Annotated in this window: 26 protein-coding genes; 23 read left to right on the top strand and 3 right to left on the bottom strand. The window is 69.9% G+C overall.

What is annotated here, in order from left to right; all coding sequences use genetic code 11:
* Positions 1-763: ABC transporter permease subunit (locus tag A7B20_RS09725; protein ID WP_157937649.1), on the top strand; the 763-nt coding region annotated here is incomplete at its 5' end.
* Positions 756-1,397 carry an ATP-binding cassette domain-containing protein gene (locus A7B20_RS09720; RefSeq protein WP_102108386.1) on the top strand — a complete coding sequence of 214 codons (642 nt, stop codon included), beginning with the start codon at positions 756-758 and terminating at the stop codon, positions 1,395-1,397. The genes A7B20_RS09725 and A7B20_RS09720, both read left to right, overlap by 8 nt.
* 16 nt (positions 1,398-1,413) lie before the next feature.
* Here the strand turns inward: A7B20_RS09720 and hemP are convergent, their stop codons facing one another.
* The 3 genes from hemP to A7B20_RS09710 form a co-directional block, all read right to left on the bottom strand.
* Positions 1,414-1,551 (bottom strand): hemin uptake protein HemP, encoded by a 138-nt coding sequence (gene hemP / locus A7B20_RS09715; RefSeq protein ID WP_102108385.1) that lies wholly within the window; start codon positions 1,549-1,551, stop codon positions 1,414-1,416.
* A gap of 26 nt (positions 1,552-1,577) precedes the next feature.
* The gene (locus A7B20_RS21240; RefSeq protein ID WP_157937648.1) at positions 1,578-1,745 is read right to left on the bottom strand and encodes a hypothetical protein; all 168 of its coding nucleotides are present in this window, start codon (positions 1,743-1,745) and stop codon (positions 1,578-1,580) included.
* 149 nt (positions 1,746-1,894) lie between these two features.
* A complete protein-coding gene (locus tag A7B20_RS09710) occupies positions 1,895-3,937 on the bottom strand; it encodes a TonB-dependent receptor domain-containing protein (RefSeq protein ID WP_102108377.1) in 2,043 nt (680 codons plus the stop codon).
* Positions 3,938-4,137: 200 nt separating this feature from the next.
* On the opposite strand from A7B20_RS09710, the gene A7B20_RS09705 reads away from it, so the two are divergent.
* The 21 genes from A7B20_RS09705 to phnE (A7B20_RS09605) all read left to right on the top strand — a co-directional run bounded on the left by A7B20_RS09705 (position 4,138) and on the right by phnE (A7B20_RS09605) (position 22,130).
* The gene (locus A7B20_RS09705; RefSeq protein ID WP_102108376.1) at positions 4,138-5,190 is read left to right on the top strand and encodes a hemin-degrading factor; all 1,053 of its coding nucleotides are present in this window, start codon (positions 4,138-4,140) and stop codon (positions 5,188-5,190) included.
* Positions 5,187-6,071, top strand: a complete 885-nt coding sequence (locus A7B20_RS09700; RefSeq protein WP_102108375.1) for a heme/hemin ABC transporter substrate-binding protein — start codon at positions 5,187-5,189, stop codon at positions 6,069-6,071. Before A7B20_RS09705 ends, A7B20_RS09700 begins: the two co-directional genes overlap by 4 nt.
* A 3-nt stretch (positions 6,072-6,074) precedes the next feature.
* Positions 6,075-7,142 (top strand): FecCD family ABC transporter permease, encoded by a 1,068-nt coding sequence (locus tag A7B20_RS09695; RefSeq protein ID WP_102108374.1) that lies wholly within the window; start codon positions 6,075-6,077, stop codon positions 7,140-7,142.
* Positions 7,139-7,921 carry a heme ABC transporter ATP-binding protein gene (locus tag A7B20_RS09690; RefSeq protein ID WP_102108373.1) on the top strand — a complete coding sequence of 261 codons (783 nt, stop codon included), beginning with the start codon at positions 7,139-7,141 and terminating at the stop codon, positions 7,919-7,921. The genes A7B20_RS09695 and A7B20_RS09690 overlap by 4 nt, the downstream gene beginning before the upstream one ends.
* A 12-nt stretch (positions 7,922-7,933) precedes the next feature.
* Positions 7,934-8,695: a ChaN family lipoprotein gene (locus tag A7B20_RS09685; RefSeq protein WP_102108372.1), complete on the top strand. Its 762-nt coding sequence runs from the start codon at positions 7,934-7,936 to the stop codon at positions 8,693-8,695.
* Positions 8,696-8,705: 10 nt separating this feature from the next.
* Positions 8,706-9,038 (top strand): heme-degrading protein HmuQ, encoded by a 333-nt coding sequence (gene hmuQ, locus A7B20_RS09680; RefSeq protein ID WP_102108371.1) that lies wholly within the window; start codon positions 8,706-8,708, stop codon positions 9,036-9,038.
* 277 nt (positions 9,039-9,315) lie between these two features.
* Positions 9,316-9,747, top strand: coding sequence for a hypothetical protein (locus A7B20_RS09675; RefSeq protein ID WP_102108370.1), 432 nt, complete (start codon positions 9,316-9,318; stop codon positions 9,745-9,747).
* Positions 9,744-10,397, top strand: a complete 654-nt coding sequence (locus tag A7B20_RS09670) for a MotA/TolQ/ExbB proton channel family protein (RefSeq protein ID WP_102108369.1) — start codon at positions 9,744-9,746, stop codon at positions 10,395-10,397. Before A7B20_RS09675 ends, A7B20_RS09670 begins: the two co-directional genes overlap by 4 nt.
* Entirely contained in the window at positions 10,390-10,770 is a 381-nt protein-coding gene (locus tag A7B20_RS09665) for a biopolymer transporter ExbD (protein WP_102108368.1), read from the top strand. The genes A7B20_RS09670 and A7B20_RS09665 overlap by 8 nt, the downstream gene beginning before the upstream one ends.
* Positions 10,767-11,153 carry an ExbD/TolR family protein gene (locus A7B20_RS09660; RefSeq protein WP_102108367.1) on the top strand — a complete coding sequence of 129 codons (387 nt, stop codon included), beginning with the start codon at positions 10,767-10,769 and terminating at the stop codon, positions 11,151-11,153. Before A7B20_RS09665 ends, A7B20_RS09660 begins: the two co-directional genes overlap by 4 nt.
* Positions 11,150-11,986 carry a TonB family protein gene (locus A7B20_RS09655; RefSeq protein ID WP_102108366.1) on the top strand — a complete coding sequence of 279 codons (837 nt, stop codon included), beginning with the start codon at positions 11,150-11,152 and terminating at the stop codon, positions 11,984-11,986. The genes A7B20_RS09660 and A7B20_RS09655 overlap by 4 nt, the downstream gene beginning before the upstream one ends.
* 276 nt (positions 11,987-12,262) lie before the next feature.
* Positions 12,263-13,111 (top strand): glucose 1-dehydrogenase, encoded by an 849-nt coding sequence (locus A7B20_RS09650; RefSeq protein WP_102108365.1) that lies wholly within the window; start codon positions 12,263-12,265, stop codon positions 13,109-13,111.
* 30 nt (positions 13,112-13,141) lie between these two features.
* A complete protein-coding gene (locus tag A7B20_RS09645; protein ID WP_102108364.1) occupies positions 13,142-13,411 on the top strand; it encodes a hypothetical protein in 270 nt (89 codons plus the stop codon).
* Positions 13,412-13,741: 330 nt separating this feature from the next.
* Positions 13,742-14,686: a DMT family transporter gene (locus tag A7B20_RS09640; protein ID WP_342747249.1), complete on the top strand. Its 945-nt coding sequence runs from the start codon at positions 13,742-13,744 to the stop codon at positions 14,684-14,686.
* A 256-nt stretch (positions 14,687-14,942) separates the two neighbouring features.
* Positions 14,943-16,079 (top strand): ABC transporter substrate-binding protein, encoded by a 1,137-nt coding sequence (locus tag A7B20_RS09635; protein ID WP_102108362.1) that lies wholly within the window; start codon positions 14,943-14,945, stop codon positions 16,077-16,079.
* A 60-nt stretch (positions 16,080-16,139) separates the two neighbouring features.
* Positions 16,140-17,207, top strand: coding sequence for a FecCD family ABC transporter permease (locus A7B20_RS09630; protein WP_102108361.1), 1,068 nt, complete (start codon positions 16,140-16,142; stop codon positions 17,205-17,207).
* The gene (locus A7B20_RS09625; RefSeq protein WP_102108360.1) at positions 17,201-17,962 is read left to right on the top strand and encodes an ABC transporter ATP-binding protein; all 762 of its coding nucleotides are present in this window, start codon (positions 17,201-17,203) and stop codon (positions 17,960-17,962) included. Before A7B20_RS09630 ends, A7B20_RS09625 begins: the two co-directional genes overlap by 7 nt.
* Before the next feature lie 115 nt (positions 17,963-18,077).
* Positions 18,078-18,896: a phosphonate ABC transporter ATP-binding protein gene (gene phnC / locus A7B20_RS09620; protein WP_102108359.1), complete on the top strand. Its 819-nt coding sequence runs from the start codon at positions 18,078-18,080 to the stop codon at positions 18,894-18,896.
* Between the two features lie 63 nt (positions 18,897-18,959).
* The gene (gene phnD, locus A7B20_RS09615; RefSeq protein ID WP_102108358.1) at positions 18,960-19,865 is read left to right on the top strand and encodes a phosphonate ABC transporter substrate-binding protein; all 906 of its coding nucleotides are present in this window, start codon (positions 18,960-18,962) and stop codon (positions 19,863-19,865) included.
* A 76-nt stretch (positions 19,866-19,941) separates the two neighbouring features.
* On the top strand, positions 19,942-20,826 hold the full coding sequence (gene phnE / locus A7B20_RS09610) for a phosphonate ABC transporter, permease protein PhnE (RefSeq protein ID WP_102108357.1): 885 nt from the start codon (positions 19,942-19,944) through the stop codon (positions 20,824-20,826).
* Positions 20,823-22,130, top strand: a complete 1,308-nt coding sequence (gene phnE, locus A7B20_RS09605) for a phosphonate ABC transporter, permease protein PhnE (RefSeq protein ID WP_102108356.1) — start codon at positions 20,823-20,825, stop codon at positions 22,128-22,130. The genes phnE (A7B20_RS09610) and phnE (A7B20_RS09605) overlap by 4 nt, the downstream gene beginning before the upstream one ends.
* Positions 22,131-22,132: the final 2 nt, after the last annotated feature.

Genomic DNA, 22,132 nt, shown 5'->3' with positions numbered 1-22,132 from the left:
GATGGCGGCGCTGGCGGTCTTCGCGGGGATCGCCGGGCTGGTCGTCTGGTCCTTCGCCGGGCTCTGGCAGTTTCCCGATGCGCTGCCCGGCGGCTTCACCCTGCGCAGCTGGGAGCGGTTCGGCCCGCAACTGGCCGGGCCGGTGCGCGAGACGCTGCTGATCGGCGGCGCCGCGACGCTGGCCGCGCTGCTGCTGACCATCGCCTGCCTGGAGGCCGAGCATCGCCACGGCCTGCGCCCCGCCAGCCGGTCGCTGTGGCTTCTGTACCTGCCGCTGATCGTGCCGCAGGTGGCGTTCCTGACCGGGTTCCAGACGCTGTCGCTGGCCGCGGGGCTGGACGGCGACCGGGGCGCGGTGATCCTGGCCCATGTGGTCTTCGTGCTTCCTTACGTCTTCCTGTCGCTGTCCGAGCCCTGGCGCGCCTGGGACACGCGGCAGGACACGGTGGCCCGTGCGCTTGGCGCGGGGCCCGACCGCGTGCTCTGGGCGGTGCGCCTGCCGATGCTGCTGCGGCCCCTGCTGACGGCGGCGGCGGTGGGCTTCGCCGCCTCGGTGGGGCAGTACTTGCCGACCCTGCTGGTGGGGGCGGGGCGGGTCGGGACGCTCACGACGGAGGCCGTGGCGCTGGCCTCGGGCGGGGACCGGCGGGTGATCGGGGTCTATGCGCTGGCGCAGGCGCTGTCGGCTCTCGCGCCGTTCCTGATCGCCGTCTTCCTGCCGCGGATCCTGTGGCGGCATCGTGCGGGGCTTCGGGATGGTTAGGGACGAGAGGGGGCTGCGGCTGGCCGGGGTGAGCATCGCGCTTGGGCCCGAGCGTCTGGTGGCCATCGACACGCTGATCGCGCCGGGCGAGGCGCTGACGGTCATGGGGCCCTCGGGGTCGGGCAAGTCGACGCTGCTGGCGGCGATCACCGGCACGCTGCCCCCGGCCTTCGCGATGACGGGGCGGATCCTGCTGGACGGCACCGACATCACCCGCCTGCCGACCGAGGCGCGGCGCATCGGGATCCTGTTCCAGGACGAGCTGCTGTTTCCGCACCTCTCCGTCGGCGCGAACCTGGCCTTCGGTCTGCGCCCCGGGGTCAGGGGCCGCACGGAACGGCAGGCGCGGATCGAGGCGGCGCTGGAGGCCATCGGGCTGGCGGACTTCGCCCCGCGCGATCCGGCGACGCTGTCGGGCGGGCAGCGGGCGCGGGTCGCGCTGATGCGGATGCTGCTGTCGGAGCCGCGCGCGCTGCTTCTGGACGAGGCGTTCTCGAAGCTCGACACGCTGCTCCGGGCGCAGGTCCGCGACCTCGTCTTCCAGACGGCGCGGGAGCGGGGCCTGCCGGTGCTGCAGGTCACCCACGACGCGGCCGATGCCGACGCAGCGGGCGGGCGGCGGCACCTGCTGTGAGACGCCTCCCGACGCCTCACTTCGTCAGGATGAGCTTGCCCGCCCGGGTGATCCGCAGCACGTAGATCTGCCCCGAATGCTCGATCCAGGCCTGCTTGCCGCCGCCGGTCAGGTCTTCGGCCGAATGGCTCGGCGGCCGTTCGGGCTCCGACATCGTCCGGTCGTTCACGCAGCTCCCGGTCATCGCGGGGCCTCGGGGCGCTGTTCGATCCAGTCGAGAAGCCATTCGATGCTCCCGAGCCGCCAGGCCTCGCCCCCGGCCAGCCGGCCGAGGATCTCGTCGCGCGCGGTCGCGGGTCCGGTCTCGGCCGCGCCGCGCGAGGCAAGCCGCTTGTGTCTGTCGTCCATCCTGTCTTGTCCACTCGTATCCCCAGGCTTCCGCGACTCGAAAGTCGCGGTGGCAGGGTGCTTGAAGAAATATCTGAGTGAAACACTCGGATATGTCAATCCGAGTGTTCCCATCCAATCCGCGAGGGTGCGGGGATGCACGAGCGGGGTCAGAACATCTTCGTTACCGACACCTTGATGGTGCGCCCCGGCGCCTTCCGGGTGGGCGAGGAGAGGTGGCCGACGTAATCCCTGTCGAGCAGGTTCTCGACCCCGAACCGCACCTCGGTGCCGTTCATCCAGGGCTGGCCCTGGGGCCGCCAGGTGGCGCGCAGGTTGTGGACGGTCACGCTCGGCAGGTCGGCGCCAAGCGCGTCGCGGCGGTCGGCGGCGTGGACCACCTCCCAGCTGAGGTCCAGCTTCTCGCCCAGCCGCTGCCCGAGGGTCAGCTGCACCCGGTCCGCTGCGCTGTTGCGCCAGGTCGCGAAGGTGCCGTCGGGGTTGAACTCGGTGCCGTTGCCGATGTGCCCGGCGAGGTCGGCGTAGAACCCGTTCGCCATGCCGTAGGAGGCTTCGATCTCGATCCCCTCGGTCTTCACCCGGTCGAGGTCGGTCGACATGGCGCCGGCCACCACATAGCTCGTGATGTCCCAGAGCCGGGTCCGGTAGGCGTTGCCGCGGATCGTGAAGCTGTCGCCCGCGGCGAAGACGTCGGATCCGGTGTATTCGGCGCCAAGCTCGACGGTGCCCGACTTCTCGGCGATGCCGATACGGCGCTGCGCCGTGGCCGAGGTGCCGAGGTCGTCGATGATCGGCAGGGCCTCGGTGTAGGCGGCGCTGCCGAAGACCGAGAGGCCCTCGGCGATCTCGTAGGCGAGGGCCAGACCGCCCATCAGCCCGTCCTTCTCATGGACGTCCGGCACTCCGGCCAGGGGCAGGGCGCTGTCGATCTTCGAGTGTTCATAGCGCAGCGCCGGCGTGATCGTGAACCGGCCGGCCGTCATCTCGTCGACCAGGAAGAGCGCCCTGCGGTCGTTCGTGCCCCCCGGCGCCCCGGCGGCGGTGTTGTCGGCCCGCCGGCGCCGCTGCACCTCGATCCCGGCCAGCATGTCGTGCTGCACCGCGCCCGTGGTGAACAGCGCGCGGTTCGACAGGGTCAGCTTCGTCGTCTCGTAGCGCTGGTCGGCGTTGATCGTGTCGAGCAGGAACGGGAAGGTCGGCGTGCCTTCGAGCGGCGAGGATCCCGGAACATACCCGTACTCGATCTTCTGGTCCGCATGGGAGAGGTTGGCGCGCAGGTCGATCAGCTCGCTTGCCGGATCGAAGCGGTATTCCAGCGTGCTCTGGGTCGTTTCCGTCAGGCGATCGACGTTGCCGAAAGTGCCGCCGGTGGTGTCGAACTGGTCATAGGGCACGTCCTTGTCGTCGGCCACGGTGCGCGAATGGCCGAGCGTCAGGGAGTGCGCGTCGCCGGGGCCGAAGGTGAATTTGCCCTTGGCCAGCCAGGACGGCGTGCGGAAGGCGCTGTTGCCGATGGTGGTGCCGTCGCCCGCCTTCAGGTCCTCCTGGTCGCGCCAGGAGTAGTTGAGCAGGAACTCGGCCCCCGTGGCGGGCATCCAGGCAAGGTTGGTGGAGCTGACCTTGCCCCTGCCGTTCGTGCTGTATTCGAAGGTCTGCGCGCCGCCGAAGCCGGGCAGGCCGCCGGTGAAGTCGCTGGCGTCCTTCGTCTCCAGCTTCACCACCCCGCCGACGATGCCCGAGCCGTAGGCGAAGCTGCCGACCGTGCCGCGCAGCACCTCGACCCGACGATAGAGCAGGGGGTCGGTGAACAGCTGCGTGCCGATGCGGTACAGCTCTTCCGAGCCGACGCTCGCGCCGTCGACCTGCACGGCGATCTTCTGGTCCGAGCTATAGGTGGTGTTGGCGCCGAAGCCGCGGATGTTGATGCCCGACCCCTGGGGCGTGGTGCCGTTCACCAGCGTCACGCCGGGCACCGAATCGATCAGCTGGGCGACGGTGCCGGCCTGGCGATCCATGATCTCTTCGTCGTCGACGACGGTGCGCGACAGGGCCGTGCCGAAGGTGAGGTCGCGCTTGCCGCCGGTCAGGATCAGCGTACCGAGGAAACCCGGATCGCTGTCCTGCGCCATGGCGGGCAGGGCAAGGGACAGGCAGGCAAGCGCGGTCGTGCCGCGCAGGAGGGAGGGGAGCATGGTGCCATCCTTCTTTCTTGGAAAAAGCCGTGGCTTGCGAAGGCTGGCGAGGCGTCTGGGGAAAATCCGGCGAACTTTCCGTTCGCCACGGATTGCACCGCTACAGGATCCATACTAAAATAGTCAAGTATTTCGCGAAAGCCACGCACCGCTTCGTTTCGGGCGCAGCCATCGGACCTTTGCACAGACCGAGGATGCCCATGACGACACGCGCCACAGCCGCCCCCGAAGCCATTCGCGCCTATATGGCCGACCACCCGAAGCTGCGCGCCCGCGACGCCGCCGGCGCCCTCGGCGTTTCCGAGGCCGTGCTGGTCGCGGCGCAGGTCGGGCACGGCGCGACGCGGATCGACGCCCATCCCGACCGCATCATCCCGGCCGCCGAGACCCTGGGCGAGGTCATGGCGCTGACCCGCGTTCCGGCCTGCGTGCACGAGAAGGTGGGGCAGTACGGAAACTACCATCCCGGCCCCCATGCCGCGATGACCCTGACCGAGGACATCGACCTGCGGATCTTCCCCGCCCACTGGGTGCATGGCTTCGCGGTCGAAACGCCGTCCGGGCAGGGCGTGCGCCGCTCGCTGCAGATCTTCGATGCCGCGGGCGACGCGGTGCACAAGATCCACCTGCGCGACGGCTCGAACCACGACGCCTGGGCGGGACTCGTCTCTGCCCTCGCGCTGGACGACCAGGGCGATGCGCAGGTGGTGGAGCATAGCCGGCCCGTGGAGGGCGCGAAGGTGCGGCCCGAAAAGGCCGCGGTCCTGCGCGAGGAATGGGCGAAGCTGACCGACACCCACCAGTTCCTGCGGCTCTGTTCCAGGCTGCGGATGAACCGGCTGGGCGCCTACCGGATCGCCGGGGCGCCGTTCGTGCGGCCGCTGGCCCCCGGGGCGGTGGACGGGATGCTGCACGCGGTGCGGGACTCGGGGATCGAGGTCATGGTCTTCGTCGGCAACCGCGGCTGCATCCAGATCCACAGCGGGCCGATCCTGCGGTTGCAGGACATGGGCCCCTGGCAGAACGTGCTGGATCCCGGCTTCAACCTGCACCTGAGGCGCGACAGGGTCGCCGAGGTCTGGGCGGTCGAGAAGCCGACGCAGCGCGGTCCCGCGCTCTCGGTCGAGGCCTTCGATGCCGAGGGCGGGCTGATCCTCCAGGTCTTCGGCGTGCCGAAGGAGGGGAGGGATTCGCGACCCGCATGGGGGCGGATCGTCGAGGCCCTGCCGTCGCTGGCGGAGGTTCCGGCATGAGGCGGCACCTGTTCCATCGGCCGTTGCGGGGCTTCGCGTCCCTTCTGGTGGCCGCTTCGCTGGCGCTCTCGGCGCCGTTCGTCCTTGCCGGACCGGACAGGGCGGACGTCCTGTCCATCGGCGGCGCGGTCACCGAGATCGTCGCCGCCCTCGGCCAGTCGGACCGCCTGCTGGCGCGCGACACCACCTCGACCTGGCCGCCCGAGGTCGCCCGGCTGCCCGATGTCGGCTACATGCGCGCGCTCTCGCCCGAGGGCGTGCTGTCGGTCGGGCCGGGGCTGATCCTGTCGGACCCCGGCGCCGGACCGCCCGAGGCGCTGGAGGTGATCCGCGCCGCCGGCGTCGACTTCGTTGAGGTGCCCGACACGCCGACGGCCGAGGGGATCCTGCACAAGATCGAGGTCATCGGCGCGGCCCTTGACGTGCCCGAACGCGCGGCGGAGTTGTCGCGGGAGGTGAAGACGGCGCTGGACAGGGCCATGGCCGATGCCGCCCGCCCGGAAGCGGGCAGGAAGCGCGTGCTGTTCGTCCTGTCGACCCAGGGCGGCCGGATCAACGCCTCGGGCACGGGAACGGCGGCGGATGCCCTGATCCGCATGGCGGGCGGCGTCAACGCGGTGTCGGGCTTCGAAGGCTACCGTCAGATCGGTGACGAGGCGGTGGGGCTGGCCGCGCCGGACGTCATCCTGATGATGGACCGGGGCGGCGATCACGGCGCCGGGGACGACGAGCTGCTGGCGATGCCGGCGGTCAGTGTCACGCCCGCGGCCGAAAGCCGGTCGGTCGTGCGCATGGACGCGCTGCTGATGCTGGGCTTCGGTCCGCGCACGGCGGAGGCGGTGCAGCGCCTGAACCGCGCTCTCTACGGCGAGGACGGTTGAGCCATGGCGGCCGTCCTGGAGGATCTGCCGGCCGTGCCGGACCGCATGGCCCGCGCCCGCGCGCTTCACTGGGGGCTGGCGGGGTTGCTGGTGCTCGCCTGTATCGCGAGTCTCGAGACCGGGGCGACCGGCGTCTCGCTCTCGGGCGTGGCGACCAGGCTGGTGCAGGGCGTGGAGCTGACCCGGACCGAGCGTGTGGTGCTGTACGACATCCGCCTGCCACGGCTGGCGATGGGGCTGCTCGTCGGTGCGGCGCTGGCGGTGTCGGGGGCGGTCATGCAGGGGCTGTTCCGCAATCCGCTGGCCGATCCGGGGCTCGTCGGGGTCGGGGCGGGCGCGGGGCTGGGCGCGATCCTCGCCATCGTGCTGGGCGCGGCGCTGCCCGGCTGGCTGCTCGGCCTGACCGGCAACCAGCTGACGCCCTTCGCCGCCTTCCTCGGCGGCTGGGCCTCGACGCTTCTGCTCTATCGCGTCTCGACACGGCAGGGGCGCACCTCTGTCGCGACGATGCTGCTGGCGGGCATCGCGCTTGGCGCGCTGGCCGGGGCGGTGTCGGGGATCCTCGTCTATGTCGCCGACGACCGGCAGCTGCGCGACCTGACGTTCTGGGGCCTCGGATCCCTCGCGGGGGCGAGCTGGATCAAGGTGCTGGCGGCGGGGCCGCTGATCCTGCTGGCCCTCGGCGCCGCCTTCGCCCTCGGGCGCGGGCTGAACGGGCTGGCCCTGGGCGAGGCGACCGCGGCCCATATCGGGATCGACGTGCAGCGGATGAAATCGGTCGCGATCCTTGCCGTGGCCGCGGCGACGGGGGCGGCCGTCGCGGTGTCGGGCGGGATCGGCTTCATCGGGATCGTGGTGCCGCATCTCCTGCGGCTGGCCTCGGGCCCCGATCACCGGACGCTGCTGCCGAACGCCGCGCTTCTGGGGGCGACTCTGCTGATCCTGGCCGACGTGATCGCGCGGGTCGCCATCGCCCCCGCCGAACTGCCCATCGGCATCGTCACCGCGATCCTCGGCGCGCCGGTGTTCCTGTGGATCCTGCTGAAACGCCGCGGGCTGGTGGCGCCGTGAGCCTCGTCGCCGAGGAGATCCGCGTGGCCTACGGGCGGCGCGAGGCGGTGCGGGGCGTCGGCCTAGTCGCGCTGGCGGGTCATGTCACGGCCATCGTCGGGCCGAACGGGTCGGGAAAGTCGACCTTCCTCGGGGCGCTGACGGGGAGCCTGCCCTTTCGCGGGACGGTCATCCTGAACGGCCGGGATATCGCCACGCTGAAGCCCTGGCAGCAGGCCGCCGAGCGGGCGGTGCTGCCGCAGGCCACGCATCTTGCCTTTCCCTTCACGGTGATCGAGGTGGTGCGGCTGGGGCTGCAGTCGGGCATCGCGGGCGCGCGTTCCGACGTGCCGATGCGCGCGCTTGCCCGCGTCGGGCTGGCCCATCACGCCGGGCGCAGCTTTCAGGACCTCTCCGGCGGCGAGGCGCAGCGGGTGATGCTGGCGCGGGTGCTGGCCCAGGTCTGGGAGCCGGTGGCGGAGGGTCGGCCGCGCTGGCTTCTGCTGGACGAGCCGGTGTCGAGCCTCGACATCGCGCACCAGGTGCAGGTGATGGAGATCGCCCGGAGCTTCGCGCGGGCGGGCGGCGGCGTCGTCGCGGTGATGCACGATCTGAACCTGACGGCGCTTCATGCCGACCGGATCCTGGTCCTGTGCGAGGGGCGGCGCCTGGCCTTCGGCGCCCCCTCCGAGGTGCTGACAAGCGACATCCTGTCGCGCGCCTATGGCTGCAATCTGGGCGTTTCGGTTCCGCCTCCGCCGGGGGTGCCCTATGTTCTGCCCCATGCAGCGTCCCTCTGACAGGTCCTCTTCATGCGCATCGCTCCGGTTCTGATCCTTCTCGCCTGTCTCCCGGCCCCGGGCGCCTTCGCGCAGCCGGCGGCCGACATCACCCTTCTGGGCGAGGTGCACGACAATCCCGACGCCCACCTGGCCCAGGCCGCCGCGATCGAGGCGCTGCGCCCGACCGCCGTGGTGTTCGAGATGCTGACGGCGGAAGAGGCGGAGGCCGCGAATGCCGACCGCGCGAGGCTGCCGGAGATCTGGGCGGCAAGCGGCTGGCCGGATTTCGCGCTCTACGCTCCGGTGTTCGATGCCTTGGGCGAAGCCGTGATCGTCGGGGCCGCTGCCCCGCGTGACACCGTGCGCGCCGTCTATGACGAGGGCGCGGCGGCGCTGTTCGGCGCCGACGCTCCGCGCTTCGGCCTCGACCGCGCGCTGCCCGCGGAACAGCAGGCGGCGCGGGAGGCGCTTCAGTTCGAGGCCCATTGCGGCGCGATGCCGGTGGCGGCGATGGCGGGCATGGTGGCGATCCAGCGCTATCGCGACGCCGTCTTCGCCCGCGCCGCGCTGGAGGCGCTGGAGACCTACGGCGCGCCCATCGCGGTAATCGCCGGCAACGGCCACGCGCGCACAGACTGGGGCGTGCCCGCAGCCATCGCGCAGGCCGCGCCGGACGTGACGACCCATGCGATCGGCTTCGTCGAGGGCGCGGACGACACGCCCTTCGACGAGGTGCGCATCGTGCCGCCCGCCGCGCGTCCCGATCTCTGCGCCTCGCTCAGATCCCAGTAAGGAGACCCCGATGTATCTTGCCATGAACCGATTCACCGTGCCGCTCGGGAACACCGCGGCGTTCGAGGAACTCTGGCGGTCCCGCGACAGTCATCTGCGGGACATGGAGGGTTTCGTGTCCTTCCACATGCTGAAGGGGCCGGAGGAGGAGGGCCGCGTGCTCTATGCCTCCCACACCCTCTGGCAGAGCGAGGACCACTTCCGCGCCTGGACCCGCAGCCCGGAATTCCGCGCCGCCCATGCGCGGGCGGGGGAGACCCGCAAATTGCACGAGGGCACGCCGCGGTTCGAGGGCTTCACGGCGGTCGAGGGGATGGGGATCGAGGCGTCGGCGGAGGCGTGAGCCCGCGTGTCGGCCGCGGCGCGGTCTTCCGCAGCCTTAAAGACCGCCGCGTGCCGGACGCGGACGCGGGGCGAACGGCCCGGTTTCGGCGCATCCGGCGTCGACTGTCACGGACCGGACAAGCTGCGCGATTGCGCGTGTTCCATGCCTGTTTCCGCGCTCCTTCATATCCTACTAATTCAATCAGGTATTGAAGCGCTCCGCGCCAGATGATAGGGAGTCGCCAGCCAGCGCCATGCGCCAAGCCAGAGACCGATCAGGATTTCGGAGGCTTCGCATGTCGGTTTTCCCCAGATGGCCCGTTGCATTGGCCCTGTGCATTGCGCTCGCCACCACGGCCACGGCACAGGATGCCGTGGAGCCCCATGTCTCGATCGAGTTGAACGCGCTCGAAGCCGTCGATGCGGATTGCCGCATCAGCTTCGTGATCCGGAACGGGCTGGCTTCGGACATCTCGCAGGCGGTCTACGAAGTCGTCCTGTTCGACACCGCGGGCCGGGTCGAACGGCTGACCCTGTTCGATTTCGGCACCCTGCCCGCCGCCCGTCCCCGGGTGCGCCAGTTCCTCGTCCCCGGCCTCGCCTGTCCGACGCTCGGCCGGATGCTGGTCAACGGCGCCGAGACCTGCGACGGGGCGGAGCTTCCGCACGACGCCTGCACCGCCGGGCTGGACCTGCTCAGCCGGACGGACGTGGAGGTTCTGGGATGATCGCCGCCCTCCGCGACAGCCTTCTGAGGATTGCCGATCTGGGCGGTCCGGTGGTGCTGCTGCTTGTCCTGCTGTCGGTGCTGGTGCTGGCGGTCGTGCTCTACAAGCTGTGGCAGTTCGCGCTCGCCGGGGTCGGCCGCCACGCGGCGCTGCGGGCGGCCGTCGCGGCCTGGGACCGAGGGGATCGCGCCGCGGCGCACCGCCACCTCGACCGCGCCCAAAGCTATCTTGCCCCGGTGATCGCGATGGCCGTCGCGGGCCGTGCCGATGCGGCGCGGCTGGAGGCCGAGGCCGAAGCGCGGTTCGCCACGCTGGAGCGCGGGTTCCGCCTCCTCGACTCTGTCGCGCAGATCGCGCCGCTGCTCGGGCTGTTCGGCACGGTGCTGGGCATGATCTCGGCCTTCCAGGCGTTGCAGGAGGCGGGGGCGCAGGTCGACCCCTCGATCCTCGCCGGCGGAATCTGGGTGGCGCTGCTGACGACGGCGGTCGGCCTTGCGGTTGCGATGCCGACCTCGGTGATCCTCAGCTGGTTCGAGTCGAAGATGGATGCGGACCGTGTGCTGGCGCAGACCGCGCTGCGCACGATCCTTGCGCCGGAGGGGCGGCAGGCGGCCACGACCGCCGCCGCCGCCGGTCCCCTCCATGCGTAGGGAAAGGCGGCGGCGCAGGCTGGGCATGACCTCGCTGATCGACGTCATCTTCCTGCTGCTGCTGTTCTTCATGCTGTCATCGACCTTCACGCGCTTCGCCGAGATCGACCTGGCCGCCTCGGGAAGCGGCGGCGGGGCGGGGGCGGATCGCCCGGTGTTCCTGTCCCTCGCGGCAAGCGGGCTGCGGGTCAACGGGCGGGCGGCAGAGATGGCGTCGCTGCCCGCGGCGCTGGCGGCGTTGCGGTCGGGCGAGGCTCGCTTGGGCGTTCTGGTCGCGGTGGAGCGCGATGTGACGTCCCAGCGTATGGCCGATCTCCTCGTCTCCCTGCGCCGGGTGCCGACCGTGCAGGTCACGGTCCTGGAGGCCTCATGAGACGGCGGACCGCGCGTGCCGAACGCGAACCGGCCATCGCGCTGATCAACGTCGTCTTCCTGATGCTCATCTTCTTCCTCGTGGCCGGCACGCTCGCCCCGCCGCTCGACGGGAAGCTGACGCTGGTGCGCACCGCAGGGCCGGAACGGAGCCTTCCCGCCGACGCGCTGGTGGTGCACGCTGATGGCAGCATGACGCACAAGGGCGCGCCCGTCGCCTCGGCTGCCACATTCCTGGCCACCCTGCCCGAACCCGCGCGCGCAAGGGTGCGGCTGGTGCCCGACCGCGACCTGCCCGCGGCGACGCTGATCGCGCGCGCGCAGGCGTTGCGGCAGGCGGGGGCCGGGGCCGTGGCGATCGTGACGGAAAGGGGGCTTCGATGATCCGCTCTTCCGCTGCGGCGAAACGCGCCGCGCTGCTGCTTGCGCTGGCGGCCCACGGCGCCCTTGCCCTGGCGCTGCGCCCCTCCGAAACCGCGATGATCGAAGGTGCGGGAGAGTCGGCCGAGGTGCGTCTCGGCAACGGCTTCCGCGACATGGCGGTCGGAACGCTGAGCGCCGACACCGCCGAGTCCCGGCCGCCGTTGCAACCCCTGGGCAGGGTCCGACCGTCCGACGCCGTCCCGCCCGCGCCCGACCCGACGACAGAGAAGCCGCAGCGCCCCGCAGCCCTCGCACCCGAGGAGCCGTCCGCACGACTGGAGGCAACCGCGCCGGAAGAGCCGGGCGTCACCCGCTCTCCCCGTCCGCAGCCGCGCCGGGACGCTTTCGTGGAACGGCATCGCGACCGCCGCGCGGTGGACCCGGCGCCATCCGAGGCAAGGCCGGCGCCCGCCGCTTCGAAGCCGAAGGCCGGCAACGCCCGAAGCGCCGCGGTCAAGGGCGCGGCGAACGGACGGGCCGAAGCCAGGGCGCAACAGAGCGGCCGGGGCGGGCGGACGCAGGAGGCGGGCAATGCTGCGGCAAGCAACTATCCGGGGTTGGTCATGCGCCGCCTGTCGCGCGCCGGAAAGCCCGCGGTGCGCGCGCGCGGCGCGGCCGTGGTCGCCTTCACCATCGGCAACGGCGGCAACCTTGCCTCGGTCTCTCTCACCGCCAGTTCGGGGTCGTCCGACCTGGACCGGGCGGCGGTCCGGCTGGTCCGCCGCGCCGGTCCCTTCCCGAAGCCGCCGCAGGGCGCGCGGCGCAGCTTCTCGATCCGGATCGAGGGCCGGTGACGGCGGCCTTACGGCCTCCCCTTAGGTGCGGCGGGTCCGGCACCATGTCCGCAAGCAGTGTGCCGACGCCATCCAGACGTGGCCAGGAACAATACGGCCCCGCACCGTTTGACTGCGAAAGGCGATGTCTCGCCATGTCTTCGGCATCCGGCCGAAGAGTCCGGCCCGCTCTGGACCGCGAGGCGCGGGCAGGGGACGGCGACAGCATCGGGATCCGGCGGATCCGAACCGGCATCGCCCGGCCGCCACTGCCCGCTGAAAGGAAGGAGCACGACGATGACCCAGTACTCGGACAACCGCGTCCAGGATCGACAACCGGGGCGGGAACACGCGATGTCTCCCGCGCCCGACTACGCCCCGCGCTATCCCGGCGCCGGGCGGCTTTCAGGAAAGGTTGCCCTGATCACCGGCGGTGACTCGGGCATCGGCCGCGCCACGGCCGTCCTGTTCGCGCGGGAAGGCGCCAGGGTCGCCATCGTCTATCTCGAAGAGGGCGAGGACGCCGAGGAGACGCTTCAGAAGATCCGGGCCGAAGGTGCGGAGGGCATCGCCATCGCGGGCGACGTCGGCCGCCGCGATTTCTGCGGCGACGCGGTGGCCCAGGTGGTCGAGACGTTCGGCCGGCTCGACGTGCTGGTGAACAACGCGGGCGAGCAGCACGCGCAGACCTCCTTCGAGGACGTGTCCGAGGACCAGATCGAAGCCACCTTCCGCACCAACATCTTCGGCCAGATGTTCATGGTCCAGGCCGCCCTTCCGCGTCTCGGCGAAGGGGCAAGCATCGTCAACGTGACCTCCGTCACCGCCTATCGCGGACAGGACCTGCTGCTTGACTATTCCGCGACCAAGGGCGCCATCGTGTCCTTCACGCGGGCCCTGGCGCACAAGCTTGCCGAGCGGGGAATCCGGGTGAACGGGGTGGCGCCGGGGCCGATCTGGACGCCGCTGATCCCCGCCTCCTTCCCGCCCGAAAAGGTCGAGAGCTTCGGCCAAAGCAGCACGCTCGGCCGTCCCGGCCAGCCGAACGAGGTGGCGCCCGCGCTGCTGTTCCTGGCCTGCGAGGACGCGTCCTTCATGACCGGCCACGTCCTGCACCCCGATGGCGGCGCGCCGACGGCCGACTGATCCTCACCCCGTCCGGAAAAGGAGATGCAGATGAGCAGGACAACCACCACCACCGATCACGAGACGATCCGGGACTGGGTCGAAAGCCGCGACGGACATCCTGCCCGGGTGCAGGGCACCGGCGAGGGCGGGGTGCTGAGGATCGACTTCGATCCGCCCGAGGACGGGCTTGAGGAGATCTCCTGGGAGGAGTTCTTCGAGGTCTTCGAGGACCGCAAGCTTGCCTTCCTGCACCAGGACACCGTCGAGGACGGCCAGACCAGCCGCTTCAACAAGCTGATCGGCCGCAGCGACAGCTGAGCCGGGCGGCGTCGCAGGGCGGGTTCATCGAGCCGCCTCAGCCGCTTGCGGCGCATGCTGACAGCGCGCAGTGCGGTCGCCCTGCCGGGCGATGGCGAGCCGGCGCACCGCCGCCGACCGTCGGCCCTTGGGTGTACGACATTTCAATCTGCCGCCGGCCTGGCCTGGGGTTTCGTCGGCCCGCACCGGGCCCCGCGCCTCGGCGTCCCGCCACCAGCGCCGCAACTTGCAGGTCCGTTGCGGCAGCGTCGGGACGGCGGCGCCGACCGTTCCTTCCCCCGACGTCACAATCGTCATGGACGGCGGAGCGGAATGGACCTAGCTGGAGCCATGACCGAAGCACCGCCTCTTCCCTCTACCGATCGCATTCTCGCCGGTGTCGCCCTCATGGTGGGGTTCTGCCTGACCGCCCCCCTGCTGGACGTGTCGGCGAAGCTGGCGTCGGACAGCGTTCCGGTCGGACAGATCACGGCCGCCCGCTTCGTCGTGCAGTGCGCGCTCATGGCGCCCGTCATCGGGATCATGGGCCTGTCGTTGCGGATCGCGCGCGCGCACTGGCTGGCGCTGCTGTTCCGCGCGGTGTTCCTGCTGGTTGCCACCTTCTGTTTCATCGCGGCGATCAGCGTCATGCCGCTGGCCGACGCGCTCGCCATCGTCTTCGTGGCACCGTTCATCGTCCTTCTGGTGGGCCGGTTCCATCTTGGCGAAGAGGTCGGTCCGCGGCGGGTCGGGGCCGCGCTGGTGGGGTTCGCAGGGGTCCTGTTCGTGATCCAGCCCAGCTTCTCGGCCTTCGGCGCCGTGGCGCTGTTTCCGCTGGGAACGGCGGTCAGCTTCGCCTCCTACATCCTCGTGACGCGCGGGCTGTCGCGGCATGTCCATCCCGTGAGCCTGCAGTTCTACACCGGCCTGATTGCCAGCCTGCTCTGCATCCCGGTCCTCTGGCTGGCCGAGGGTTCGGGCTCCGCCCTGCTCGATCCGGTCTGGCCGGACGGCATGGCATGGCTGTGGCTGGTGGGCGTCGGGTTCTTCGCCGCGCTGAGCCACATGATGATGACCTACGCGCTGTCCATGGCACCGTCCGCCACGCTGGCGCCGTTGCAGTACCTCGAACTGCCGGTGGCCACCCTGCTGGGCTACCTCGTGTTCGGCGATTTCCCGAACGCGCTGGCGCTGACGGGCATCGCGATCATCATCGGCGCGGGCCTCTACATGATCCACCGCGAACGGGTCACCGCGAGACAGCTGATGACCGAACGCGCCGCCCCGCCGATCTGACTACGGCCGCTGCCGGTGGCCGGCATCCGCACGGAGCCGATCCTCTTCGACGAGGCGGTGACGGATCCATCGTGCCACCGCCGACGGTCAAGCGTCACATAATCTTGCTTATCGCGCTTCCCATTGCCGCTGCGGCCTCGGGTGCGACAAGTCCGAGTACGCCGCGGAAATAACTTACCAAAATCATCGGATTTTTTGTTGACTGAAATAGTCGGAAATAATAGCCCGAGGAAGCTGACACCTCTCGGAGCAAGACATGACCCTTCGTCCCATCTTCGGCGCCATGGCGCTGAACGCCCTCGCCGCCGGCCTCGTGCAGGCCGAACCCGTCACCCTGACCGACATCGCCGGACGCGAGGTCACGGTCGATGCACCGGTGGAGCGCGTGATCCTGGGCGAGGGCCGGCAGGTCTTCTTCACCGCCGTCCTGGACAGCGGGAATCCCTTCGCCCGCGTGGTCGGCTGGCGCGACGATTTCAGGGAAGCGTCGCCCGAGACCTATGACATCTATGCGCGGAAGTTTCCGCAGATGAAGGACATCCCGACCTTCGGCGGGTTCAAGGACGGATCGTTCGACATCGAGCAGGCGGTGTCGCTGAACCCGGACGTGATGATCATGAACCTCGAATCGAAGGCCGCGACGGAGGAAGCGGGATACGAGGAGAAGCTTGCCAAGGTCGGCATCCCCATCGTCTACGTCGATTTCCGCGAGAAGCCGTTCGCGCATACGGCGCCCTCCATGGAGATCATCGGAAAGCTGTTCGGCAAGGAGGACAGGGCCGCGGATTTCTCCGCCTTCTACAGCGAACAGATGGCCCGCGTCACCGACGTGATCGACGCCGAGAGAGATCTCGACCGTCCGCTGGTGTTCGTCGAACGGGCGGGCGGCTATTCCGAGGACTGCTGCATGTCCTTCGGCAACGGCAACTTCGGCCGATTCGTCGAACTTGCAGGGGGCACCAACATGGGATCCGCGTTCATCCCCGGCACGTTCGGCACCGTCAACGCCGAGCAGGTCATCGCCTCGGACCCCGATCAGATCGTCGTGACCGGCGGCAACTGGGAGGCCTACGTGCCCGGCGGGGACTGGGTGGGCATGGGCCCCGGATCGGATATGGAGGAGGCCGGGCGAAAGCTGGCGGCGCTGATGGAACGCCCGGCCTACACCGGCGTGAAGGCGGTGCGGAACGGCCAGGTCCACGGCATCTGGCACCAGTTCTACAACTCTCCCTACAGCTTCGTCGCCGTGCAGCGGCTGGCGACCTGGCTTCACCCCGAGCTGTTTCCCGAACTCGATCCCGAAGCGACCATGAAAGAGCTGCACGCCCGGTTCCTGCCGGTCGACTACAGCCCCGGCTACTGGGTGTCGCTGGATGCCGCGGCGACCGACTGAACCCGGCTTCACCCCAGGGCGGCGGCCCGGCCAGGGCCGCCTTTCGGCATCGGAGGCACCATGACATCCCTTGATCTGAACGCGGGCGAACCGGCCAGCGCGCAAAGCTACCGCGGGCTGGTGGGCCGCCGCGTCGTGGTCCTGCTGGGGCTGGCGCTGGCGCTTGTCCTGTCGGTGGCGGTGGACGTGTCGCTGGGGCCGGCCCGCTATGCGCTCGGGGACGTCCTGCAGACGATCTTCGCGCCGGGGTCCGCCGACCTGCAGATGCGCGTCGTGGTCTGGGAGATCCGGATGCCCATGGCCCTTCTGGCGGTCACCGTCGGGGCCAGCCTCTCGCTGGCCGGGGCCCAGATGCAGACCATCCTCGCCAATCCGCTGGCCAGTCCGTTCACGCTGGGCCTGTCGGCGGCAGCCAGTTTCGGGGCCGCGCTGGCGATGGTGCTGGGCGTGGCGATCCTTCCCGGCGCCGTGGCGCTGATGGTGCCGGTCAACGCCTTCGCCATGGCGATGGCCGCGTCCTTGCTGATCTTCCTCCTCTCGACGTTGCGCGGGGTGACGACGGAGACCATCATCCTCCTCGGGATCGCCCTCGTCTTCTCCTTCAACGCGGCCTTGGCCCTGCTTCAGTACTTCGCCTCGGAACAGGCGCTGTCGGCCGTCGTCTTCTGGACCATGGGCAGCCTGACCAAGGCGACCTGGGGCAAGGTCACGGTCACCGCCGCGATCCTCGCGGTCTGCACGCCGCTGTTCGCGCGGCGGGCCTGGGCGCTGACGGCGATCCGGCTGGGCGAGGTCCGTGCCGTCGCCATGGGGGTTCCGGTCAGGCGGCTCCGGCTCGAAACCCTGGTCCTGGTGTCGATCCTGGCGGCGGTGCCCGTCAGCTTCGTCGGCACCATCGGGTTCATCGGGATCGTCGGTCCGCATGTCGCGCGCCTGCTGCTGGGCGAGGACCAGCGGTTCTTCCTTCCCGGCGCGATGCTGGCGGGAGCGGTGATCCTGTCGGCCACCTCGGTCCTCTCCAAGGCGATCCTGCCGGGGGCCGTGCTGCCCATCGGCATCATCACCGCGCTGGTCGGCGTGCCGTTCTTCGCCGCCCTGATCCTGACGAAGGGACGCAAGTCATGGTAAGTCTGACGCTGGAACGGGTCGGCGCGCGGTACGGGCGGCGGCAGATCCTCACCGATGCGTCGGCCCGTGTTCCGGGCGGTACGCTGACGGCCCTGGTGGGCCCAAACGCGGCCGGGAAATCCACGCTGTTCCGCCGCATCGCCGGGCATCTTCCCGGCAACGGAACGGTCCGGCTGGACGGGGCCGGAGCGCCCGATCTGCGCTACATGCCGCAGGACACCGGGATGAACGCGGCGCTGACGGTCTTCGAATCGATCATCCTCGCGCTGAAGCAGGGCACCGGCGGCTGGCGGCTGAGCGCGCAGGAACTGCGTACCGTGGACGACAGCCTGCGCCGGTTCAACATCACCGATCTTGCCGTCCGTCACCTCGCGGAACTCTCGGGCGGTCAGCGCCAGGCGGTCTCGATCGCGCAGACCCTGGTGAGCCGGCCGAGGGTGGTCCTGATGGACGAGCCGACCTCGGCCCTCGACCTGCACCGCCAGTACGAGGTGCTGGAGTCACTGCGCCGGTATGCCGAAGAGACCGGAGCGGTCATGCTTCTGGCCCTGCACGACCTGAACCAGGTGATGCGCTGCTGCACCTCCACGGTGGCCCTCGGGGGCGGAGGCACCCTCGCCTCCGGTCCGACGCTCGAGGTGCTGACGCCGGAGCTGATCCGCCGTATGTACGGCATCGACAGCCGGGTCGAGCGGTGCTCGCGCGGGTGTCCGATGCTGATCGTCGACGGGCCCGCGGCCCTCGACCCGGTCTGAAGGCGTCCGAAGCAGCGGGCGCGACCGGGCGGATTGTCAGAAAACATTTACCGTTCTGACACACCACTGACTCCGGACGGCGCCAGAAATCCCCGCGACAAACGGGGATGGCAGGATGCTGAAGATCACCGCGCTGACCAAGCGTTTCGGAGCCAATGTCGCGGTCGACCGCGCGACGCTGAGCGTCAACCGGCCGATGATGATCGGCATCATCGGGCGTTCGGGGGCGGGCAAGTCCACCCTGCTCAGGATGCTGAACTGCCTGACCGAGGCGACGTCGGGCGAGATCCTGTTCGACGACCTCAACGTGACCCGCCTGCGCGGCGCCGCCAGGCGCAGCTGGCAGTCCCAGTGCGCGATGATCTTCCAGCAGTTCAACCTGGTGCCGCGGATGGACGTGGTGTCGAACGTGCTGCACGGCACGCTGAACCGCCGCTCGACCTTTACCACGATGTTCAACCTGTTCCCGCAGGAGGACATCGAGCGGGCGATCGACATCCTGGACCGGCTCGGCATTGCCGAACACGCCCCGAAACGGGCCGAGGCGCTGTCGGGCGGACAGCAGCAGCGCGTCGCCATCGCGCGGGCGCTGATGCAGGATCCGCGGATCATCCTCGCCGACGAACCCATCGCCTCTCTCGACCCGATGAACGCGCAGGTCGTGATGCAGGCGCTGCGCCGGATCCATGACGAGGACGGGCGCACCGTGATCGCGAACCTCCACACGCTGGACACCGCGCGGCGCTACTGCGACCGGGTGATCGGCATGCGCGACGGGCGGATCGTCTTCGACGGCACGCCCGGCCAGCTGACCAGCGGCGTCGCCCGCGACATCTACGGCGCCGACGCGGGCTTCTCCGAGGCCGCGACCTCGACCGAGATCGGCGCGCTGGACCGCGATCCCCTGCCCGCGCGGCAGGTCGCCCCGGCCTGATCCCTTCCCGAAGACACCCCAGAAGCCCCCCCGGGGGCGCAAACGAAGAGTGAGACACACCAGATGAAAACGCTGCTTGCCGCCGTGCTGGCGACCACCGCCCTCACCGCCGCCTCCGCCACCGCGCAGGAGATCACCGAGTTCCGCATCGGCCTTCTGGGCGGCGAGAACGCGCAGGACCGCCTGAACTCGAACGAGTGCCTGCGGAAATACACCGAAGAGGCGCTTGGCGTGCCGACCAAGCTCTTCGCGCCCGCCGACTACAACGGCGTGATCCAGGGCCTGCTCGGCGGCACGCTCGACATGGCCTGGCTCGGCGCCTCGGGCTATGCCGCCGTCTATCTCCAGGACCCCGAGGCGGTCGAACCGGTGCTGGTGAAGGTCAACCTCGACGGCTCCTACGGCTACCACTCCATCGGCTTCGCCCGGAAGGACAGCGGCATCACCTCGCTCGAGGACATGAAGGGCAAGAAGTTCGGCTTCGGCGATCCGAACTCGACCTCGGGCTACCTGATCCCCTCGATCGAGATCCCGCAGGAAACCGGCGCCTCAATGGAGAACGGCGACTATTTCGGCGAGGTCGTCTTCACCGGCGGCCACGAGCAGACCATCGTCGCGGTGAACAACGGTGACGTCGACGGCGGCGTGACCTGGGCCGACGGCCAGGGCAACTGGGAAGACGGCTACAACTCCGGCGCGCTCAGGAAGGCCGTGGATGCGGGCCTCGTCGACATGAACGACCTGGTCGAGATCTGGCGCTCGAAGCCGATCCCGGAAGGCCCCGTCGTGCTGCGCAAGGATCTGCCCGAGGACGTGAAGACCACGATGGTCGACCTGGTCGAGGGTCTGATCGAGAAGGACGCGGACTGCGCCTATGGCGTCGCGGCGGGCGAGACGCTGGGATTCCAGCCGATCACCCACGACGCCTACCTCTCGATCATCGAGGCCCGGAAGGCCGAATCCAACTGATCGCGGCCTGATCGCAGGCTTTCGCGGGTCCCCGGAGCCTCCGGGGACCCGCTGTCTTACCCCCGGGGGCAGAGGGATGGCAGAAATCACCGGCGCGGCGCCACGGGTGCGCGGCATCCGCGAAACCTACCTGGCCGAGGTCAGGGCGAAGCGGCTGGCGAACCTGGTGCTGGGCGTGCTGTTCGCGGTGCTGCTGGTCGGCGGTTTCGTCACGGCGGATGCGCGCAACGCCGGCGGCTTCTGGGACGGGCTGCACAACATCCTCGACTTCCCGGCGGACGTGATCGGAGAGGCGTGGGAGCGGGCGCACCTGCTGCCGGGCTACCTGCTGAAATACCTCCCCTCGCTGATCGAGACGCTGAACATCGCCGCCGCCTCGACCCTGATCGGGGCCATGGCGGGGCTCGTCATGTCGCTGCTCGTCACCCGCGGCCTCGCGCCGGTGGGCTGGGCCGTCGGGCCGCTGCGCCGGGTGCTCGACATCCTGCGCGCGGTGCCCGAGATCGTGATCGCGCTGGTGCTGATCTACCTCCTCGGCGGCGGGCCGGTGCCCGCGATGATCGCCATCGCGCTGCACACGGTCGGCGCGCTCGGCAAGCTGTTCTCGGAGGTGAACGAGAACGCCTCGCTGAAGCCGGTGGAGGGGCTGGAATCGGTCGGCGCCAACTGGACCCAGCGGATGTGGCTCGGGGTGATCCCGCAGGTAGCGCCGAATTACCTCAGCTACGCGCTGCTGAGGTTCGAGATCAACATCCGCGCCTCCGCCATCCTCGGCTTCGTCGGCGCGGGGGGCATCGGCTATGACCTTCGCAACACGATGAGCTGGGGCCAGGGCAAGTTCGACGAGGCGGCGGCGATCTTCCTGCTGCTGTTCCTGACCATCGTCGTCGTCGACCAGATTTCAAGCATCGCCCGCGACCGCCTGACCCACGGCGCGCGGCGCGGGGAGGCCATGCTGTGACCGACGCGACCCTGCACACCGCCATCTCCGCCCGCTTCGCCCGCAAGCGCCTGCTGTCTTTCGCGCTGCCCGGGCTGGTGCTGGCCTATCTCGCCTATGTCTTCGTCGCCTTCGACATCGCCGGCCTCGGCGAGCGGGTGAGCCTTGCCAATGCCGCCACGCTGGTCCGCGACACCTACAGCTACAAGACCCACGTCACCCGCGACAACCGCGACGCCTCGGTCGAGATCGCCATCGAGGGCGAGCGCAAGGGCCAGTACGCCCCCGGCACCGCGCCGGCCTGGGTGACGTTGCCCGAAGGCGCGGACGGCGACACGGTGATCGACCTCGGCAAGGGCCATGTCGTGACCTTCGGGGCCGAAGCCGTGACCTACGACATTCCCGGTTATGGCCGGATCGTCACGACTCCCGGCCGCGGCGGCGTCGACGCCGAACTGCCGCCGGGCCCGGTGCCGGACTGGATCAGCGTCTCGAAGAACCGGCTGGCCGTCACCACCGATGCGGGCCGCCTGACCGTCACCCGCAACCGCGCCGAGGTGTTCCGCTATGCCCTGGGGTGGGAGCTGTTCTTCTTCACCCTCGACTCCCCCTATCACGCGATGGGCTGGGGCGAGCTCGCATCGCGGGCGATGGACGGCGAGGCGGGCGCGATCCTGTCCGACTTCTGGACCAACAGCATGTGGCGGCACGGCGACGTGGCCTGGGCGCTGGTCGAGACGGTGCTGATGGCCTTCCTCGGCACCTTCGGGGCGGCGATCATCGCCCTGCCCCTCGGCTTCCTCGCGGCGAAGAACTTCGCCCCCCTCGGCGCCCTGCGCTTCGCCGCGCGGCGGGTGTTCGACTTCCTCCGGGGCGTCGACGGGCTGATCTGGACCATCGTCCTCTCCCGCGCCTTCGGCCCCGGACCGCTGACCGGATCGCTCGCCATCCTGCTGACCGACACCGGTTCCTTCGGCAAGATGTTCTCGGAAGCGCTGGAAAACGTCGACGGCAAGCAGATCGAGGGCGTGACATCGACCGGCGCAAAGCCGCTCCAGCGCTACCGCTTCGGTGTGATCCCGCAAATCACCCCGGTGCTGCTGAGCCAGGTGCTGTACTATCTCGAATCTAACACCCGGTCCGCGACCATCATCGGGGCGATCACCGGGGGCGGCATCGGGCTTCTGCTGACGCAGGCGATCATCACCCAGAAGGACTGGGAGGAAGTGAGCTATTACATCGTGCTGATCGTGCTCATGGTGATGGCGATGGACACGGTGTCGGGCTGGCTGAGACGGCGCCTCATCACCGGCGGCGGCGCCTGAGG

This window comes from Oceaniglobus roseus (genome assembly GCF_002869745.1).
In the GTDB taxonomy this organism is placed as follows: Bacteria; Pseudomonadota; Alphaproteobacteria; order Rhodobacterales; family Rhodobacteraceae; genus Oceaniglobus; species Oceaniglobus roseus.
This window is presented reverse-complemented; position numbering and strand designations above follow the sequence as displayed.

Coding starts and splice junctions, on each gene's coding strand:
- A7B20_RS09705 (WP_102108376.1), top strand. CDS start 4,138: ATGACGACACGCGCCACAGCCGCCCCCGAAGCCATTCGCGCCTATATG.
- hemP (WP_102108385.1), bottom strand. CDS start 1,551: ATGTCGGAGCCCGAACGGCCGCCGAGCCATTCGGCCGAAGACCTGACC.
- A7B20_RS09700 (WP_102108375.1), top strand. CDS start 5,187: ATGAGGCGGCACCTGTTCCATCGGCCGTTGCGGGGCTTCGCGTCCCTT.
- A7B20_RS09640 (WP_342747249.1), top strand. CDS start 13,742: ATGACCGAAGCACCGCCTCTTCCCTCTACCGATCGCATTCTCGCCGGT.
- phnE (WP_102108357.1), top strand. CDS start 19,942: ATGGCAGAAATCACCGGCGCGGCGCCACGGGTGCGCGGCATCCGCGAA.
- A7B20_RS09645 (WP_102108364.1), top strand. CDS start 13,142: ATGAGCAGGACAACCACCACCACCGATCACGAGACGATCCGGGACTGG.
- phnD (WP_102108358.1), top strand. CDS start 18,960: ATGAAAACGCTGCTTGCCGCCGTGCTGGCGACCACCGCCCTCACCGCC.
- A7B20_RS09675 (WP_102108370.1), top strand. CDS start 9,316: ATGTCGGTTTTCCCCAGATGGCCCGTTGCATTGGCCCTGTGCATTGCG.
- A7B20_RS09635 (WP_102108362.1), top strand. CDS start 14,943: ATGACCCTTCGTCCCATCTTCGGCGCCATGGCGCTGAACGCCCTCGCC.
- A7B20_RS09720 (WP_102108386.1), top strand. CDS start 756: ATGGTTAGGGACGAGAGGGGGCTGCGGCTGGCCGGGGTGAGCATCGCG.
- A7B20_RS09630 (WP_102108361.1), top strand. CDS start 16,140: ATGACATCCCTTGATCTGAACGCGGGCGAACCGGCCAGCGCGCAAAGC.
- A7B20_RS09685 (WP_102108372.1), top strand. CDS start 7,934: ATGCGCATCGCTCCGGTTCTGATCCTTCTCGCCTGTCTCCCGGCCCCG.
- A7B20_RS09625 (WP_102108360.1), top strand. CDS start 17,201: ATGGTAAGTCTGACGCTGGAACGGGTCGGCGCGCGGTACGGGCGGCGG.
- A7B20_RS21240 (WP_157937648.1), bottom strand. CDS start 1,745: ATGGACGACAGACACAAGCGGCTTGCCTCGCGCGGCGCGGCCGAGACC.
- phnC (WP_102108359.1), top strand. CDS start 18,078: ATGCTGAAGATCACCGCGCTGACCAAGCGTTTCGGAGCCAATGTCGCG.
- A7B20_RS09655 (WP_102108366.1), top strand. CDS start 11,150: ATGATCCGCTCTTCCGCTGCGGCGAAACGCGCCGCGCTGCTGCTTGCG.
- hmuQ (WP_102108371.1), top strand. CDS start 8,706: ATGTATCTTGCCATGAACCGATTCACCGTGCCGCTCGGGAACACCGCG.
- A7B20_RS09670 (WP_102108369.1), top strand. CDS start 9,744: ATGATCGCCGCCCTCCGCGACAGCCTTCTGAGGATTGCCGATCTGGGC.
- A7B20_RS09650 (WP_102108365.1), top strand. CDS start 12,263: ATGACCCAGTACTCGGACAACCGCGTCCAGGATCGACAACCGGGGCGG.
- A7B20_RS09665 (WP_102108368.1), top strand. CDS start 10,390: ATGCGTAGGGAAAGGCGGCGGCGCAGGCTGGGCATGACCTCGCTGATC.
- A7B20_RS09660 (WP_102108367.1), top strand. CDS start 10,767: ATGAGACGGCGGACCGCGCGTGCCGAACGCGAACCGGCCATCGCGCTG.
- A7B20_RS09695 (WP_102108374.1), top strand. CDS start 6,075: ATGGCGGCCGTCCTGGAGGATCTGCCGGCCGTGCCGGACCGCATGGCC.
- A7B20_RS09710 (WP_102108377.1), bottom strand. CDS start 3,937: ATGCTCCCCTCCCTCCTGCGCGGCACGACCGCGCTTGCCTGCCTGTCC.